The sequence below is a fragment of the Saccharospirillum mangrovi genome (assembly GCF_003367315.1).
Classification (GTDB): domain Bacteria; phylum Pseudomonadota; class Gammaproteobacteria; order Pseudomonadales; family Natronospirillaceae; genus Saccharospirillum; species Saccharospirillum mangrovi.
Genome location: NZ_CP031415.1, coordinates 3558366 through 3576108 on the forward strand (window position 1 = coordinate 3558366; position 17743 = coordinate 3576108).

The window sequence follows — 17743 nt, forward strand, 5'->3', positions numbered from 1 at the left end:
GCCAGTTAGCGAAGCCAAAGGCGACGGTTCGTATCTAGCGTCTCCCGTCTGGCGTCTCCCGTTTAGCGTCCACCAACAACCGCTTCGCCAACGTCCTGGCAAGCATCGGACTCACCACCAACACCAACAAAAACCGCAACGTCTGAAACGTCATAATCAAACCGATGTCCACATCGGTCGACGCCGCAATAATGGCTACGCTGTCCAGCCCGCCCGGGCTGGTTGCCAAGTAAGCCGTCAGCGGATCGATATCGAAAAAGAACACCAGCCCGATCGCCAAGACTCCGCACAGCGCCATCAACAATAAAATCGAAAACAAAATGCGCCAGAAAGCACGCATGGCGTATTGCACCACCGCCAGCGTAAAACCCAGGCCAATACGCCAGCCGAGCACCATATAGCTGACCGCCAGCAGCCAGGGCGGCTGCACCAGTTCAACGGCGCCGCTCAACGTTAAGGCACCGCCAATCGCCAACGGCGTCAGCAGGGCACCGCCGGGGATTTTCAGTTGGATGCCCAGCCAACCGCCGAACGCAGCAATCGCCAGCGTTTCCAGCAAAGCAATCAGATTGAACGGTGGGAACCAATAGGCCGCGCTGGTGACCGACACGCCCGAATGCGACGCTGTGATCGCCGCAACCACCGACGCCGTTCCGGCCACCATCAGCACGCGCAGATACTGCATAAAGGCGACCAAACGCGGATCGCCACCGCCGCTTTCCGACAGAATCACCATCACCGAGGCCGCGCCCGGCGGCGTGCCCCAAATGGCCGTGGTACCGGGCAACACCTGTTTGCGCGCCAGCACCCAACCTTGCGCCGCCGCAATGCCCAGCACTAACAAAGTGACCGAAAGGAATAACCACCAGCGGTGGAAGAAGTCGAACAGAACGTCCGCTTCCAAACTGCGCGCAACCAGACAACCGATCATGGTTTGGGCAGCATAAAAGCCCAGCTTGCCGATGCGCAGCGAACTGCCTTTCAGGCTGAAGACGATGCCGACGATCATCGGCCCGAGCAGCAAGGCAGCGGGCAAACCCAGCACTTCCAACAGCGCCGCAAAGGCCACCGATATCAGCAGCAGCAAGCCCCAGCGCTTAACGAATACAACCGCCCAGTTGGCCAATTTCGTCATTCAGAATGCAATGTCTCAGGCCCAGCCAAACAAGCGCTGGGCGTTGTGGTAACTCTGTTTCAACACCTGATCGACCGGCAGTTGTTTCACGTCAGCGATTTTTTCGATCACGAACGGCAAAAACTTCGGTGCATTTTCCTGGCCGCGATAGGGCACCGGCGTCAGAAACGGCGAATCTGTTTCCACCACCAATTGCTCAATCGGTGTCGCCGCCAATACTTCGCGCACGTTCTCGGCTTTGTTAAAGGTAATGATGCCGTTGAAGCCGAGCATAAAACCCTGCTCCAAACAGAACTGCGCCAGGTCGATGCCGGAGGTGAAACTGTGAATCACGCCTTTGCGTTTCAGGTGCGGCGCGTATTCGGCCAGAATCGCCTGGGTGTCTTCGTCGGCATCGCGGGTGTGAATGACCACGGGTTTATCCAGCTCGCAGGCAATCTTCAACTGGTCGGCAAACACTTGGCGCTGCTTGGCGCGGTCGGAATGGTCGTAGTAATAATCCAGACCAATTTCGCCGATGGCGACAACTTTGGCATCGCTGCCGTGGGCGCGCAGTTCAGCGTCGGTGTTGGCGGTGTAATGGTCGGCTTCATGCGGGTGAATACCCTGAGTGCCGTAAACGATGTCGTGCTCTTCAATCAGATCGCGCACCCGCGCCAGATTGTCCGGCTCCACCGCTATGGTTACGATACGCTCCACGCCCACCGCCTGGGCCTCATCCAGAATCTGACGCAGTTCGGCGTCCTTGAGGTAATCAAGATGGCAATGTGTCTCGATGATGGGGTGGGAAAAAACCGGAATATCGCGCTTGGTGCGGCTCATATTGATGGCTCTGTTGAGCATGGGCGGCCCAGTGTAGTGACCAAAGTCGAAGGACGCCATGACCACACCCATCAAACATCTGATTTTCGACATGGGCGGCGTGCTGATCCGCTTACAGTGGCATCAGCAGGCCAGTTTGTTGCTGGGGCGGGATGTACCGTTCGAGCAGATTCACGCCCTCTGGGGCAGCGCCCAATCAACCCACGCTTTCGAAACCGGCCAGCTCGATTTCGACGCCTTCACCGATGCGTTGATTGACGAATTCCAGATTCCGCTCAGCCGCAACGACGTTCAAAACCGTTTTCGCGCCATGCTCGATGCGGACTTCGACGACGCCGTGCCGCTGCTCAAAGACCTCAAAGCCGACGGCCGCTACACCCTCAGTCTGCTCAGCAACACCAACCCCTGCCATCTGGCGATGGTGCAAGAACGCAACACCATCTGGCCACTGCTCGACCGTCCATTCACCAGCCTCGACTTCGGCTTGATGAAGCCCGACCCGGCAATTTATCGCGCCGTTTTAAACGCGCTGAATGCCCAACCGGAAGAGTGCTGGTTTTTCGACGATGGCATTCATAACGTTGAGGCCGCACGCGCCATCGGCATTAATGCCGAACAAGTATTTGGGCCGGAAGATATTCGGCGGGTACTTAAAGAACAGGGTGTATTTGGATGACCACATTAAACTGGCAAGAAACCACACCCGGCGTCGAAGAATACTGCGCGCTCAGAGTGGCCGCTGGGCTTTCGCCGAAATCGGCTGCGGCCGCCGAGAAAGGCTTACCGGGTTCGCTCTATGCGATCTGTGTGCGCGATTCATCGGGCCGTTTGGTTGGCATGGGTCGTGTGATCGGCGATGGCGGCTGCAACTTCGAGATTGTTGATATCGCCGTCGCACCCGACCATCAAGGTCAGGGCCTGGGCAAAGGCATTATGCAGCGCGTCGAGCACTATTTAGACGGCGTGGTGGAAACAGGAAGCTACGTTTGTTTAATTGCTGACAAACCCGGTTTCTATGAAAAACTCGGCTACCAACAGACCGGGCCAGCCAGCCTGGGCATGTACAAACTGTATTGATGTTTCAATAACCCGCCGCGTTCGCTCTGGCCCACAAATGCGCTGCCACCAAAGCACGCCAGGGCGAAAATTGCGCCAGCCAGTGTTCGGTGAACTGGGCATCGGGCGTTGCTGCTAACGCCAATAATTGACCCAGGTTTTTGCGCACCGCCACATCGCCATGCAGTGAACCATCCAGCCAATCAAAACCACGCAACAACGCATAGCTGACCGTCCAGGGGCCGATGCCTTTCAGTGCCAATAATTGTGCCGACAGGGTTTCAACATCGAGCGATAAACCATCTGCATTCAAGTTAATGTCGTTCGACAAAACGGCGGCGCACAAATTACGAATGGCGATAATTTTTGCACGCGAAAAACCGCAGTTTTTTAATTCATCATCACTTAATTTTGCGATGGCATCGGCATCCGGGAAGGCGAGCAAGTTTTCCGGTGCGGTTTGGTTGACCGCCTGAATCAAGCGCCGCCGAATATTGATCGCCACGATCACACTGATCTGCTGCCCAACAATGGCCCACACCAACGCTTCAAATGGCGTGGCCGATTGCGGCACGCGCAAACCGCTTTGTTGTTTTAACAAGGCACCCAGTTCCGGATGATCGGAAAATTGCGCTTCGAAGGCGTCGGCACTCTGGTTTAAGCCCAGCATTTTTTGCGCAATATTTTTCAATTCGGGTTCACGGATGGCCACCCCGAACGCCTCAACTAGCACCTGCGATGCTGCAAACTGAAAGTGCAGGGTGATCGCTTCGCCGTTCAACAACAGGGCCTTGGTGACTGAATCATCGCTGCAACGCTCGGCAATGGCTTCGCCATCGCGGTTGTGAAAGGCGATAAAACCATTGCGCTGAAAATTATTCGGCAGTTCGAGAGTCAGACGTTTATTCGGCGTCATGAAAAATAATTCCCAGGGTAAAACGTTCGCCGGATCGCACCCGACTGACGCCGTGGCGCAAGGTTAAACGATGGTCGCCACGTACGCCTGAATTGGGTCGGAACTGGCCCGGAAAAATCACCGCGTCGCCACGATTCAAAGGCACCACTTCGACGCGTGATTGGCGTCGCGGTCGCTGCTCAACCAGCGTGAATTCGCCGCCGGTAAAATCGTCGCCCGGCTGCGACAGCATCACCGTCAGTTGCAACGGAAACGCCAGCGGCCCGCATAAATCCTGATGCAGGCAATTGAAATCATCCGCGCGATAACGCAACAACAAGGGCGTCGGCCGATGCTGACCGGCGCTGTGGCATTGGTCAATAAAATCGGCGTGCTCGGCCGGGTAGCGATGCGCAAACCCCAGCCGCTGCGTCCAACGATTCGCCAACGGCACCAGCCATTGATACAACTCAGCGCGCAGCGTCGCCAATTCATCCGGCAACGGGTAGCGAAAATACCGATATTCGCCCTGCCCAAAACCGTGCCGTTGCATCACCACTGTGCTGCGAAAACCATCGGGCTGTGCATAACGTTCGCGCAATGCCCGGCAACTGTCTGCGTTCAGCAGCGCCGGTAAAACGGCGTTGCCCTGGGTGTCGAGTTCCGCTGCCAGGGCATTCCAGTCGTAGCGGTTTAACGTAACGGCCATTGTCGGGCTCCGGGGGTTTCAATGCCCCGACCATAACAACCAGCGTCTCAAATGCTATCCGCACCTTGCGCTGTAATTCAGTGTCCCCATCATAGGGCGATTCTGGTCAGGAGCTTCGTTCATGCGCGTCCACAAATCACTGCGGCACTTCACCTTTCCACTGCTGATGTCGGTTTATATGGTCACTTTGATGACCGCCCTGGTCACCTGGTCCAACATCGGTTTCAGCGCGGACTACCTGAGTGCCTGGGGCCACGCCTTTATCGTCGCCTGGCCGATTGCCTTCGTGCTGATTCTGCTCGGCGCACCACGTCTGCAAGCGCTGACCGCCTACCTGCACCGCTGAGGTTCAAACACACAGCGTGATACACTGAGCGCGCATTTCGACGGCGCTCATTGTTCATGCTGCACACCCTGCCTGGAAACCAACTCGAATCGCTCGCCGATGCGCTGGCGACGCTGTTGGCCGTGCCGGTCGATAACCCGCTCGAACCCGACATCATCCTGGTGCAGAACCCCGGCATGCAGCACTGGCTGAGCATGCAACTGGCGCAGCACCGCGCCCGGCGCATCAGCATGAACCTGCGCTTCCCGCTGCCGGTCACCGAATTCTGGACGCTAATCCGCCAGATTCTTGGGCCCGATGCCGTGCCCGAAGCCTCACCCTATCGACGCGAAGTATTGAGCTGGCGGCTCGATGCGTTGCTGGCGCGTGAGGCGGTCAGCCGCGATCCACTGTTCGCCGAACCGACGCGCTACTGGCGCCGCCAAAGCGACCGCCAGCAAGCGGTGCGGCGTCACCAACTGGCCGAGCAACTGGCCGACCTGTACGAACAATATCTGCTCTATCGACCGGACTGGATTGCCGACTGGGACGCCGGCCGGGGCGAGCACTGGCAAGCCCAATTGTGGCGCTTGCTCACCGCCGAAACGCCGGTCGCGCACCCAGTCAAACTGGCGCAGCAGGCGATTGCGCAATTGCCAACATCGGCCCAGCCATTGCCGGAACGAATCTTCTTATTCGGCATCAATTCGCTGTCGCCGTTCTGGCTCGATTTTCTCAAAGCGCTCGGCGACACCGGCCTGCACATCCATCTGCTGTATCTGAACCCGAGCGACGACTACTGGCACGATGTCGTCAGCGAACGCCACGCCGCCCGGCAACGCGCACTGTGGATTGAAACCGATACCGACCCGGATCGGCCATTGGACGTGGGCAACCCGCTGCTCGCCAACTTCGGCCAACAGGGCCAGGCGTTCGTGCGGCTGCTCAGCGACCGCGCCGACCTGGAAACCTCGGTCTTTGTCGACCGCGAAAAACCGACACTGCTGGGCCAACTGCAAAACGACATCCTGCACCTGCGCGATGGCCGCGAAGCACCCAGCAAACTGAACGACGCCTCCATCAGCGTGACCCGCGCGCATTCGGCGTTGCGTGAAGTGCAGGCGTTGCACGACTGGTTGCTGCATCGCTTCAACGACGACCCGACGCTGACGCCCAAAGATGTCGTCGTCATGTGCCCCAACGTTGAAGATTACGCGCCCTTTGTCGAAGCCGTATTCGCGCGCCGGTTCGACGATTTATCCGAAGCCGTCCCGCCGCTACCGTGCTCCATTGCCGACCGGCATTTAAAAGACGCCGACCCCACCGTTGCCGCCTTTCTCGATCTATTAACGCTGCCCGATGCCCGCTTCCAGGTCAGCCAGGTGATCGGCTGGCTGCGCGTACCGGCCATCCAGACGCAATTCCAACTGACACCGGACGATGTGGACCAACTGGCCCACTGGCTCAGCGCCGCAGCGGTGCACTGGGGGTTGGACGCCGACCACAAAGCCGGTTTTATCGAGCGCGAAGTGAGCGATCACTTCACCTGGCAACAAGGCCTCGATCGGCTGTTGCTCGGCTTCGCCTGGGGCGATGAAGAAACCATCGTCGGTGAGCGCTTATTGATGCCGCAGGTCGAAGGCAGCGATGCGCTGCAACTGGGCCGGCTGATGGCGTTCGTGCGGCGGCTGCAACAACTGGCGTTGGAGCTGAACCGACCGCGCAATATCGAACACTGGCAAGCCTTGCTGAAAGACCGGCTGCGTCTGGCGCTGTTCGCCACCGGCGAACGCTTCGACCCGGCACACGACGACCTGCGCGCCGCCATCGCCGACCTCGGCCAGCATTGCTTCGAGGCCGGTTACGACGGCGAGATTCCACTGGGCGTAATCCGCGATGTGCTGATGCAAACCTTCTCCGGCAGCCAAAGCGGCGGCCGCCAGTTTCTGACCGGCCAGATCACCGTCTGCTCGCTAGTGCCGATGCGCTCCATTCCATTCAAAGTGCTGGCCGTGCTCGGCCTGAACGACAGCGAATTCCCGCGCCACCGGCCGCCGCTGGGCTTTGATTTGATGGCGAACGACCATCGCCTCGGCGACCGTTCACGCCGTGGTGACGACCGTTACCTGTTCCTCGAAGCGCTGCTGTCGGCACGCGATGCACTGTATCTCAGCTATCAGGGTCGCGACGTCACCAACAACACCGAACGCCAGCCATCGCTGGTGCTGACCGAACTGTTCGACTATCTCGAAACCGCCAGCGCCTGGCGTCGCAGCGACATCCGCACACTGCCGTTACAACCATTCGCCGCCGCCAACTATCAAGGCGAACAACCCAGCTTCGATGCCAACTGGCTGCGCCTGACCGAGCCGTTAAACGCGCCGCACAACATCGCCGAACTGGACCCGCTGGAATGGCCTGAAGAACTGCCGCTAACGCACCTGATCGACGCCCTCGATCACCCGTCCCGCGCCTTCGCCCGGCAACGCCTGGGCTTGTTCCTCGGCTACGACAGCGGCCCGCAACTGGACGACAGCGAACCCTTCGCGCCCGATCATCTGACCCGCTACCAATTGCAGGCGCGGCTGATCGACAGCGAACTCGGTCTGGACAACATGCCGGCGGAAAACTGGCTCGACCGCGCACGGTTATCGGGTTTGTTGCCCGATCACGCTCAAGCCGAGGCGGCCCTGGAAAACTGGCAGGAACAGGCCGAACAGTTTGCTGCGCATTTGCACGAACTCGGCAGCGGCCAGCTCAGCCTTGACCCAGTTGAAACCACCATCGACAACCAGAAACTCAGCGCCCAACTGCCGCGCCTGAGTGATGGCCGTCTATTGTTCTGGCGCCTGGCCGACGCCAAAGGCAAGGATTACTTAACGCTCTGGCTGCACCATCTGGTCGCCAACCTGGAACAGGGTACCGAAACCCTCGGGTTGTATCGCAGCTATAAAGCTGAAACCAACACCCAATTGCAGTTCGCGCCACTGGATCGCGACGCCGCCAAAGCCGAGCTAAGCAACTGGATACGCATCTGGAGACTGTCGCTGTGCCAGCCGTTGGCCTGGAACGCCGCCATCGGCGTCGAAATCGCCAAACCGCGCAGCCGTGGCGAATACCAGCCATACCATTTCGACCGTCTCTGGAGCGGCGACCAATTCCGCACCGGCCTGGGCGCCGATCCCTATATGGCCTGGTTCTGGCCCGAAGCGCCGGATGAAGCCGCGCTGCGCGACAATCTGCTCGCGCTCTACGGCCCGCTGTTCGAACACCTCCGTACCGACGCTGCCTAAGCCAAAAACAATTAGACAATTAGGTTGACTATCCACCAAGAGCGATCTAAGTTTTATAGACAACTTAGTTGTCTATAAAGGTAACGCCATGACCACCATCGCCCCCCAAGCCGCGCTCGTCCACGAACTCGGCCCGAACCGCTTTACCGCCCTTGCCACCCCCACCCTGGGCAGCCGCGAAACCAGCGTCTGGATCGTCGAAATTCCGCCCGACAGCCCGGCCACACCGCATCAGCTCACGCACGAGGAAGTCTTTATCGTGTTGCAGGGCACGGCCGAAGTGACCCTGGGTGACCAGATCGAACAAGCCAGCGCCGGCGGCGCCATCATCGTGCCGCCGGACACCCTGTTTCAGGTCCGCAACAACGGCACCGAGACGTTCAAGGCGGTCTGCTGTCTTCCGGTGGGTGGGCAGGCTAAAATCGGCGACGGCGAGCCTTTTACACCGCCCTGGGCGCAATAACTCTCAACAATAGCTCTCAACAACAAAACCGAGCGATAACACTAAGCCGTCACGATGCCAGAAACCCGTACCGCTCTACCCTTGGCCCGCTTGATGGCCATGAGCTTTCGATACTTTATCGACAGCCTGCACCGCGAACTCAAAGCCCAGGGCTGGCACGATGTGCGGCCGGTCTACGGCTTTGTGTTGCTGGCCGCACGCTGCGGCATCACCGCGCAAAACCTGGCTGAATTGATGGGCATGAGCAAACAGGCCGCCGCCAAAATCGTGCACGCCATGGAAGCCAGCGATTACGTGGTGCGTGCCCCCCGTAACGACGACGCCCGCGCCAAGGAAATCCGCCTCACAGCGCGCGGCGAACAACTGCTTGCGGCCGTCGAAACCATCTACCGCGACATCGAAGGCGGCTGGGCCGACGTACTCGGCCAGGACCAACTCGAACAAGTCCGCACCGCCCTGACCACCGCCCTGCGCGCCACCAACGACGGCGAACTGCCGGCCGTTCGTCCTACTTGGTAACCGCCATCGTTCTCAATCCAGGATGGCAGCGCTAAACTGAACCACCCTGCATCCAAGGTAACGACGATGAACAGCCAACAACTGCGCAGTGAAATCGACGGCCTGGCGTTGACCGAAAAGCTCAAACTGGTCGAAGACATCTGGGACACCATTGCCGCCAGCAATACCGAATTGCCGCTGCCGGACTGGCAACGCCAGGAACTGGAACGGCGCTACCAGAGCTATCAAGCCGGCGAGCAACGCCTGCACAACTGGCACAGCGTCCACGAGGCACTGCGTAAAGGCGGCCAATGACGCTGCTTTACACCGACCGGGCCAAGGATGACCTGGAAACCGCCTTTCTCTGGTACGAACGGCAACAGCAAGGCTTAGGGCAGGGTTTTCTGGACAGCGTTGAAACCGCGATACAACAAATCATCGCCAACCCCAACGCGCAGCCGCTGTATCACGAACCCATTCGCGGCTGCCTGATTCGCCGCTTTCCGTTCACGCTGTTTTACAGCATTGAGGCGGAAGGCCTGATCATTCACTCGGTATTCCATCACCGCCTGGATACCCGCAAAAGGCCCTGACCGGCAAACCCATGCCCACACTCAACGCCGCCACCCTGCCGCTCACCGGCCGCCAACTGATCGAAGCCAGCGCCGGCACCGGCAAAACCTACAACATCACCCGCCTGTATCTGCGGCTGTTGCTGGAATCGAACCTCGGCGTCGATCGCATTCTGGTGATGACCTTCACCAAGGCCGCCACCGAAGAATTGCGCGGCCGCCTAGCGACGCTGTTGCGCCAGGCACACGACCAGTGGGATTCACTCGAAGAACCGTTTTTTGCCGACCTGCGCCAGCGCATCGAACCGGCCAAAGCTAAAGCGCGCCTGCATCAGGCATTGCTGCACTTGGACGAAGCCGCCGTCTACACCATCCACGGCTTCTGCAAACGCGCTTTGACCCAGCAAGCCTTCGCCAGTGGCATCGGCTTCAACGCCGAGATGGAAACCGACAGCCGCGAACTGATTCTGGAAGCGCTGCGCGACTGGTACCGCCGCCGCGCCGGCGACGCCGACTTCGGCTTGCTATACCAACACTGGCCGACACCGGACGACTTTTTCAACGACTGGTCGCGCACCATCGAAAGCAGCGAGCCCTTACCCGAACCGGGCGTTACCGACCCGGAACCGGCTTGGCAGGCGTTTCGTGACAACTGGGACTCCGAGGCCGAAGCGTTTTTCGACTTAAACGTGAAAAGCCGACGCGGCGACAACAAAGACATTTGGCAGGCTGTACTCGACGCACTGAACCAACTTGCCAGCCAACCCTGGCCCGGTTCAGCGCCGGAGTTGTTCGACAACACCTTCAGCAAAGACGCCTTCAGCACCGCCAAGAAAATCGACCAACTGCCAACGCTGCACCGGCTGACCAAAGCGCTGAATCAAATCAATCTGGAACAGCGCGCCCACCTGGCCTGGGCCGGCATCGACTACGCCCGCGCACATCTGGCCGAGGCCAAAGACCGACTCAACCAACTCGATTTCAACGATCTGATTGTGCTGCTGCGCCAACGCCTGAGCGAAGACGGCGGCGAGATACTGGCGGCGGCCCTGGCCGAGCAATTCCCGGCAGCCTTGGTCGATGAATTCCAGGACACCGACCCGGACCAATACGCCATCCTCGATGCTGTTTATCAGCCGCGTGGCAAAACCGAACCGCTGCTGTGCATGATCGGCGACCCCAAACAGGCGATTTACGGCTTCCGTGGCGGCGATGTATTCGCCTATTTAAGCGCCCGCGACCACGCCGACCAGCAATGGCAGATGGACACCAACTTCCGCTCGCACCCGGCTGTCGTCGCCGGTTACAACCAACTGTTCTACGACGGTGGCCGCCCGGTGTTCGGCTTCGGCATCGACTACCAACCGGTGCAAGCAGGCGCAGAAAAACCCGCTGAACTGCTCGACCCGGCCGACCGCGCCGCCGTGCAATGGGGCCTGCTGCCGAGCGACGACAAACCCTACGCCAAAGACGCCCAAAGCGTGCTCGCCGCCTGGACCGCCGCCGAAATCCAGCGGCTGTTATCTCAAGCCAGTTGGTCCGATAAACCGGTGCGGCCGGCCGACATCGCTATCCTGGTGCGTGACCGCAATGAAGCCGCCACCGTGCAACTGGCACTGCGCGCCCGCGGCCTGAACTCGGTCTACCTCAGCAGCCGCGACAACGTTCTGAAAAGCGAAGAAGCCGACAGCCTGCGCCTGGCGCTGCACGGCATCCTCGACCTGGAAAACGACCGCGCGCTGATCGCCGCCCTCGCCACGCCCTGGTTCGGCCTCGACACCCAGGCACTGTTCGAGTTGAACCAAAACGAACACCGCTGGGCGGAACTACAGGCCGACGTCACCGAACTGCGCGAACGCTGGCTGAACCAAGGCCTGATGAGCATGGCGCTGGCGCTGTTCCAACGCCACGTCCACCCGCGCCCGGAACGCCACGAACGTGCGCTAACCAACAGCCTGCACCTGCTCGAACTGTTGCAAACCGCCAGCCAGCACCATCGCCAACCCTGGGCGCTGCTGCACTGGTTCGACCAGGCACGCGACGACGACCGCCTCGCTGCGCAAGCGCAACTGCGGCTGGAAAGCGACGCCGACCTGATCCAGGTCATCACCCAACACGGCGCCAAAGGCCTGGAATACCCCATCGTCTTTTTGCCGTTCGTCAGCTACGGCCGCAGCCCGAATCAGAAACCGGCGCTGGTGCGCTACCACGACCGCAGCGATCACAGCGCCCGCCTGGCGCTGAACCCCAGCGACGACGAACTCGCCTTGTGGGAAGAAGAACAGGCCGCCGAAGACATCCGCCTGCTCTACGTCGCCGCCACCCGCGCCGAAGCCCGGCTGTATATCCTCGGCGCCGATTTCAAAGAATTCGGCCGCAGCCCACTGGCGCGGTGTATGGGCATTCAAGAATTCGGCACGATTACGGAAAAACTCGGCAGTAACGGTGTCGCCCAAACTAACGCCGTCATCCCGGACGCCGCTATTTCTGTCATCCCGGACTTGATCCGGGATCTCGCCCTTACCTCCGAACAAGACCCCTCGGCCACCCCAGCAGAAACAACCGACTTAAAACCAGCCACCTTCCACGGCCACATCGAACGCGACTGGTGGCTCAGCTCGTTCTCGGCATTAACAAGAAACGCCCGCCACGGCGGCCTCTCCAACCCCGACCGCGACCAGGACGAACCCGAAGCCACCAACACCCCAACCGGCGAACTGCCGCTGCGCTTCTCACTCGCCCGTGGCGCCGAAGCCGGTAACCTGTTGCACGACATCCTGGAACGGCTCGACTTCCACCAACCCGATTTCGACGCCGCCCTAACCGCGCCACGCCAGCGCTACCAAGGCTTGATCAGCGGCATCAAAAACGCCGAACCGCAACTGATCGACTGGCTGACTGAAATTCTGCAAACCGAACTGCCCAGCGGCGCACGCCTGGCCGACCTGCCACTGAACCAGACACTGCGCGAAACCGAGTTTTATTTTCCGCTGGCGGCAAGCCAAAACGCGGGCCGAATGCTGGCCGACATCCTGGCGCACCATCGCGACCAACAAGCCGTCGCACTGCCAGACCCGCGCCGACTGAAAGGCATGATGCACGGCTACATCGACCTGATTTACCAATGGCAAGGCCGCTACTACCTGGTCGATTACAAATCCAGCCACCTCGGCAACCAACTGGCGCGCTACCAAGACCCCTGGCTGACCGAAAGCGTGCAAAACAGCTACTACGACCTGCAATACCTCATCTACAGCCTGGCGCTGCATCGCTACCTGGCAACGCGCCTGACCGATTACGACCCGGCGCAACATCTGGGCGGCGTGCACTACCTCTACTTGCGCGGCATGGCACCGGGCAACGCCAGCGGCCTTTACCATCGCCAAGCGGACCTGCACGCCATCGCCCAACTGGATGCGTTATTCCAGGGAGAAACCGCATGACCGACCTGCTGGACCTGGAACGCCACCTGGAAGGCGTCACTGAACTCGACCTGCTGCTCGCCGAACGGCTGTGCGACTTTTTAGGTTGCCACGACGACTGGCTGTTCCACTCACTGGTCGGCGTCAGCCAGGCACTGCAACACGGCCACGCCTGCCTGCAACTGAGCCACTGGGCCGGGCGCTATGAATGGCGTGCGGAAGACGACCCGGACAGCGGTTATCGCTTCCCCGAACTCAACGACTGGCGTGAAAAATTAAGCTCGCTGCCAATAGGCCCAACCGACAACGCCCCCGTGGTTTTCGACCTCGACCGACTCTATCTGCGCCGCTACTGGCGCTTTGAAACCGAACTGGCGGCCGCCTTAGGTGCACGTTTAAACGCCCCCGTCGAAACCGACCTGAAAACCGCCAAACAAGTTTTAACTGAACTGTTCGGCACCAGCGACACCACCAACTGGCAGCAAGTCGCCGCCGCCAACGCCTTATTGAATCGCTTCACCGTCATCGCCGGCGGCCCCGGCACGGGTAAGACCTTTACCGTCACGCGCTTACTGGCGTTATTGGCCGCCACCGCCACCGATTTACCGACCATCAAACTCGCCGCCCCCACCGGCAAAGCCGCACAACGCCTGGGCGAATCCATCCGCGCCGCCAAATCCGACCTGCTCGGCCCGGTCGATATGCTCACGCTCGACGCCATTCCCGAAACCGCCTCAACGCTGCACCGCTTATTGGGCGTCATCCCCAACCAACTCGACTTCCGCCACAACGACCGCAACCCGCTGGAGCTGGACATTCTGGTGGTCGATGAAGTCTCCATGGTCGATTTACCGCTGATGACCCGACTGTTCCGCGCACTGCCGGCGCACGCTCGCATCATTTTCCTAGGCGATGCCGACCAATTACCGTCCGTTGCCGCCGGCAGCGTATTGGCCGACCTAGCCGAGCGACCGCATCCGGGCTACTCCAAAGCCCGCAAAACCCAACTCAAACAGTTGGGCCTTTCCTTGGAAAAGGCGCAGGAAAACGCAGAAAACGGCCGCGCCGACTACCTCAGCTACCTCTACGACAGTCGCCGTTTCGGCCCCAATTCCGGCATCGGCCAACTCGCCCGCCAAGTCATCGACGGCCAAAGCGATGCCAGCCTCGCGACCTTGAAAGGCGAACACAGCGACGTAGCATGGCTCGGCAACGAAAACCTCAACACCCAAATCGACACCTGGACCCGCACCTGGTACCAACCCATCGCCCAGGCCGAATCGTTGACTGAAGCCTTCGACCGTCTATTCCAATTCCGCCTACTGTGCCCAACAAGAGTCGGCCCACGCGGCGTAGAAGCCCTGAACGAACGCATCGAACGCCAACTCAACCCCAACCGCGAACCGGCCTACCGCGGCCAACCCATCATGGTCACCGAAAACCACTACGGCGTCGGCCTCTACAACGGCGACATCGGCCTGCTCTGGCCCGACGACAACGGCCAACTCCTCGCCTGGTTCCCAGAAGGCGACAACCACAGACCCGTCGCCCCCGGCCGCCTGCCCAAACACGAAACCGTCTACGCCATGACCATCCACAAAACCCAGGGCAGCGAATTTGAACGTGTGGCGTTGGTACTGTCGGAAACCCCCAGCGCCATGCTCACGCGGGAGTTGATCTATACCGGCTTGACGCGGGCGAAGCAGGAATTGGTGGTGTTTGGCGGGGAAGGGGTTTGGTTGGAAGGGGTGCGGATGCGGGTGGAGCGGCATTCTGGGTTAACTGCAAAAATATTAAATCTTCAACCCAGCTCTGATGCTATTTTTTCAACATCACCGTCTTGACACTATAAATCAGCTATTTAACTCTAAACTCAATTATTATTCAGAATCCCGCTTCTGAGCTTGAACGGCAAAAGGTATGGTTATGCAAACAGTAAACGCTCATCCTACAAAAGATTTTTTTATTAGCATGCTGACCAGAGACGTACCTTTAGACAGAGCAGTTCTGGATTTAGTTGACAATAGCGTTGATGCCGCATATCAGCATGGCGGAGTAGCCGACAAAGAAATAAAAATTGAATTATCAACAAGTAAATTCTCAATCAAAGATAATTGCGGTGGGATCGACAGAAACACAGCAATTTCTTACGCTTTTAGGTTTGGTAGGTCAGAAAAAGACAAACGCGAGACCCCTCACTCCGTTGGGCAATTTGGCGTCGGGATGAAAAGAACTCTTTTTAAAATTGGTAGAAAATTCACGATAAATTCAAACACTAAAAATCAAGCCTTCAAAATAGCAGTCGATGTTAATCAATGGCTTCAAAGTGATAATTGGGACTTCCAACTAGAAGACATCAAGAAAGAAGATAACGAAGGAACAAATATTATAGTCGAAGACCTCCTTGAAAACGCAAAGCAACAATTCGGAATAGATTTATTTATTGATAACATTATTAAAGATATAGAAAAGGCACACTTCAAAGCCATATCAAAGGGGCTGAAAATTTTCGTAAATAATCGAAGAGCTTCTACTTATGAAATAAAAATAAAATCATCCGACTTACTAAAACCCATTCACTATTCAAAAGAACAAAACGGCGTCAAGTATACAATAACAGCAGGTATCGATGAACGAGAATATGCTAAAGGGGGTTGGTATATTGTCTGTAATGGCAGACTAATTGAAGATGCAAACACAGATAAATCGACAGGCTGGGGAATTAACGACATCCGAAAATACCATCCGGATTTTGCATTTTTTAGAGGCCTCGTAGAATTCGAATCTGAGGACTCTAGTAAACTACCATGGACCACAACAAAAACTGGCGTGGACATAGACAACGACCTTTATAGAAGTGTTCGTAAAGAAATGACAGATGCAATGGCAGAAATAACGACTTTCTTAAAAAGTCGAGCCAAAGAAGATGAAAATTTTGATAAAGGTCTTATAGAGAATAAAGTTTTAAATAACTCCATAGAGCAAGCAGAGTCTGTTTCTATATTTAGTGTTCAGAAGAACAATATGTTTATTTCGCCCGAACCAGCTCAAAAAATAAAAAACCCTAATCCAATGGTAAGCGTTCAATACAAAGTTTCATCTGAAAAAATGGAAAAAATGAAAAAAACACTGGAAAAATATACCAACACGGAAGTCGGCAGTTATACCTTTAACTACGTATATGACTACGAGGTTGGAGATGAGTAGTAGTGGGAACATTATTAATTACTCATTGCGGCCAGCCAAGAGTATAGAGAGAAAGCTCATCGCTGATTCTGTTTCAGGAATTATTTTGAACCAGGGGGCTAGCGAATATACCTACATTGGGTTTGGCTCTAAATATTTTGTCGATTTTTTATACTTTCACCGTCACCTGCATATAGACAACATGATTAGTATCGAAAGAGATACCTACAATCAATCTGTTTATGAATTTAACAAGCCACTTTCGTGTATAGAATTGAAGTTTGGGGAGTCTTCTGAAATATTGCCAAGACTAGATTTTTCAAATCCCGTTTTTGTCTGGCTTGACTATGACGGCCCCTTCAAAGGGAGTATGCTTGAGGATATTGATGACTTAGTCTCCCGCTGTAAGTCTGGATCAATACTATTAATTAGCTTTAATTCAAAACCCTACAATATTGAGCATTTAAAACGGAAATACGCTACTGACATTATCCCAGGGCTTATTAAAAAAGAATTAATCAGTAATATTAATGAAGCTGCAATACCGTCCGACCTCAATGAAAGGGGGCTAAACAGATGGAGTAATTTTTCGAAGCTCTTGCATACTATTACTAATAAATACATCAAGGCATCTATTTCTAGAAAAAACGATGCTGAGGAGGCAGGTAATTTTATATACGACCAAATGTTCTATTTTGACTACAAAGACGGTGCCGAGATGACTACGATTGGCGGCGTTATATACAAAGAAGAATCAAAAGATAATGTATACCGCAATGGGTCAATGGATATGCCTTTTTTAAGAACCGGCGGAGAAAGCTGCATAATTGAAGTTCCCATGTTAACTTCCAAAGAGAGTAGATCTTTACTTTCTCATATGCCCCTAAATATGGATCTAGTAAACGAAATAGTAGACGAAGGAATATTTAAAAAATCGGTAATAGAGAAGTACAACGAATTTTATAAATATTATCCTAATTATGCTGAGATTGATCATTGAGACTGCCAATCGCAAATGGATAAAACAAAGTCCGATAAATTTTTAACATGACTAATTTTATATAGTCCATTTTCTATTAATGTATTCAGGATCGTTTCGATGTGATTAGTTGAGAAATTATTTTCGTAACAATATTGTGAAAGTATTGCTCTGAATACAACTTCGTACTGCCCAAATAGCACGTCACGATTGATTACGTGATGATCTTTGTTCTCACTTTTGCCTTTTATAGTTATATTTTTTTCTTGAACTGAAATCAATATTGCAATTCTCGCAATAACGTTTGGTGTAACTAACGTCTTGGTTTGTAAGTATTGGAGCTTATCCCATGTCTTCTTTTTTAGATGTACTCTTTGAGGAAACATTT

General features: G+C 56.2%; 17 protein-coding genes. 12 read left to right on the forward strand and 5 right to left on the reverse strand.

Annotated features, from left to right (window positions below; genetic code table 11):
- Nucleotides 1-34: 34 nt before the first annotated feature.
- Both DW349_RS16670 and DW349_RS16675 read right to left on the reverse strand, forming a co-directional pair.
- Nucleotides 35-1135 carry an AbrB family transcriptional regulator gene (locus tag DW349_RS16670; RefSeq protein ID WP_108124313.1) on the reverse strand — a complete coding sequence of 367 codons (1101 nt, stop codon included), beginning with the start codon at nt 1133-1135 and terminating at the stop codon, nt 35-37.
- A gap of 15 nt (nt 1136-1150) precedes the next feature.
- Complete coding sequence (locus tag DW349_RS16675; protein WP_108124314.1) at nt 1151-1957, reverse strand: TatD family hydrolase; 807 nt, start codon at nt 1955-1957, stop codon at nt 1151-1153.
- Between the two features lie 58 nt (nt 1958-2015).
- On the opposite strand from DW349_RS16675, the gene DW349_RS16680 reads away from it, so the two are divergent.
- Nucleotides 2016-2633: an HAD family hydrolase gene (locus DW349_RS16680; protein ID WP_108124315.1), complete on the forward strand. Its 618-nt coding sequence runs from the start codon at nt 2016-2018 to the stop codon at nt 2631-2633.
- The gene (locus tag DW349_RS16685) at nt 2630-3034 is read left to right on the forward strand and encodes a GNAT family N-acetyltransferase (RefSeq protein ID WP_108124316.1); all 405 of its coding nucleotides are present in this window, start codon (nt 2630-2632) and stop codon (nt 3032-3034) included. Before DW349_RS16680 ends, DW349_RS16685 begins: the two co-directional genes overlap by 4 nt.
- Before the next feature lie 4 nt (nt 3035-3038).
- Here the strand turns inward: DW349_RS16685 and DW349_RS16690 are convergent, their stop codons facing one another.
- Nucleotides 3039-3929: a DNA-3-methyladenine glycosylase 2 gene (locus DW349_RS16690; protein WP_108124317.1), complete on the reverse strand. Its 891-nt coding sequence runs from the start codon at nt 3927-3929 to the stop codon at nt 3039-3041.
- Entirely contained in the window at nt 3916-4617 is a 702-nt protein-coding gene (locus DW349_RS16695) for a 2OG-Fe(II) oxygenase (RefSeq protein WP_108124318.1), read from the reverse strand. The genes DW349_RS16690 and DW349_RS16695 overlap by 14 nt, the downstream gene beginning before the upstream one ends.
- A gap of 121 nt (nt 4618-4738) precedes the next feature.
- Here DW349_RS16695 and DW349_RS16700 point away from each other — a divergent pair, with 121 nt between their 5' ends.
- The 10 genes from DW349_RS16700 (at nt 4739) to DW349_RS16745 (ending at nt 17376) form a co-directional block, all read left to right on the forward strand.
- Nucleotides 4739-4963 carry a DUF2798 domain-containing protein gene (locus DW349_RS16700; protein ID WP_108124319.1) on the forward strand — a complete coding sequence of 75 codons (225 nt, stop codon included), beginning with the start codon at nt 4739-4741 and terminating at the stop codon, nt 4961-4963.
- A gap of 56 nt (nt 4964-5019) precedes the next feature.
- Entirely contained in the window at nt 5020-8235 is a 3216-nt protein-coding gene (gene recC, locus DW349_RS16705) for an exodeoxyribonuclease V subunit gamma (protein WP_108124320.1), read from the forward strand.
- 88 nt (nt 8236-8323) lie between these two features.
- Complete coding sequence (locus tag DW349_RS16710) at nt 8324-8698, forward strand: cupin domain-containing protein (protein ID WP_108124321.1); 375 nt, start codon at nt 8324-8326, stop codon at nt 8696-8698.
- A 99-nt stretch (nt 8699-8797) separates the two neighbouring features.
- Nucleotides 8798-9217 (forward strand): MarR family winged helix-turn-helix transcriptional regulator, encoded by a 420-nt coding sequence (locus DW349_RS16715; protein ID WP_157954240.1) that lies wholly within the window; start codon nt 8798-8800, stop codon nt 9215-9217.
- Nucleotides 9218-9283: 66 nt separating this feature from the next.
- Nucleotides 9284-9511 (forward strand): addiction module protein, encoded by a 228-nt coding sequence (locus DW349_RS16720; protein ID WP_108124323.1) that lies wholly within the window; start codon nt 9284-9286, stop codon nt 9509-9511.
- Nucleotides 9508-9789: a type II toxin-antitoxin system RelE/ParE family toxin gene (locus tag DW349_RS16725; RefSeq protein WP_108124324.1), complete on the forward strand. Its 282-nt coding sequence runs from the start codon at nt 9508-9510 to the stop codon at nt 9787-9789. The genes DW349_RS16720 and DW349_RS16725 overlap by 4 nt, the downstream gene beginning before the upstream one ends.
- Before the next feature lie 11 nt (nt 9790-9800).
- Complete coding sequence (gene recB / locus DW349_RS16730; RefSeq protein WP_108124325.1) at nt 9801-13211, forward strand: exodeoxyribonuclease V subunit beta; 3411 nt, start codon at nt 9801-9803, stop codon at nt 13209-13211.
- On the forward strand, nt 13208-15034 hold the full coding sequence (gene recD, locus DW349_RS16735) for an exodeoxyribonuclease V subunit alpha (protein ID WP_108124326.1): 1827 nt from the start codon (nt 13208-13210) through the stop codon (nt 15032-15034). The genes recB and recD overlap by 4 nt, the downstream gene beginning before the upstream one ends.
- A gap of 82 nt (nt 15035-15116) precedes the next feature.
- On the forward strand, nt 15117-16397 hold the full coding sequence (locus DW349_RS16740) for an ATP-binding protein (RefSeq protein ID WP_157954241.1): 1281 nt from the start codon (nt 15117-15119) through the stop codon (nt 16395-16397).
- Nucleotides 16390-17376 (forward strand): O-methyltransferase, encoded by a 987-nt coding sequence (locus DW349_RS16745; RefSeq protein WP_108124328.1) that lies wholly within the window; start codon nt 16390-16392, stop codon nt 17374-17376. Before DW349_RS16740 ends, DW349_RS16745 begins: the two co-directional genes overlap by 8 nt.
- Here DW349_RS16745 and DW349_RS17695 read toward each other — a convergent pair.
- On the reverse strand, nt 17370-17741 hold the full coding sequence (locus DW349_RS17695; protein ID WP_108124329.1) for a DndE family protein: 372 nt from the start codon (nt 17739-17741) through the stop codon (nt 17370-17372). The two genes, DW349_RS16745 and DW349_RS17695, sit on opposite strands and share 7 nt — an antisense overlap.
- Nucleotides 17742-17743 lie beyond the last annotated feature (2 nt).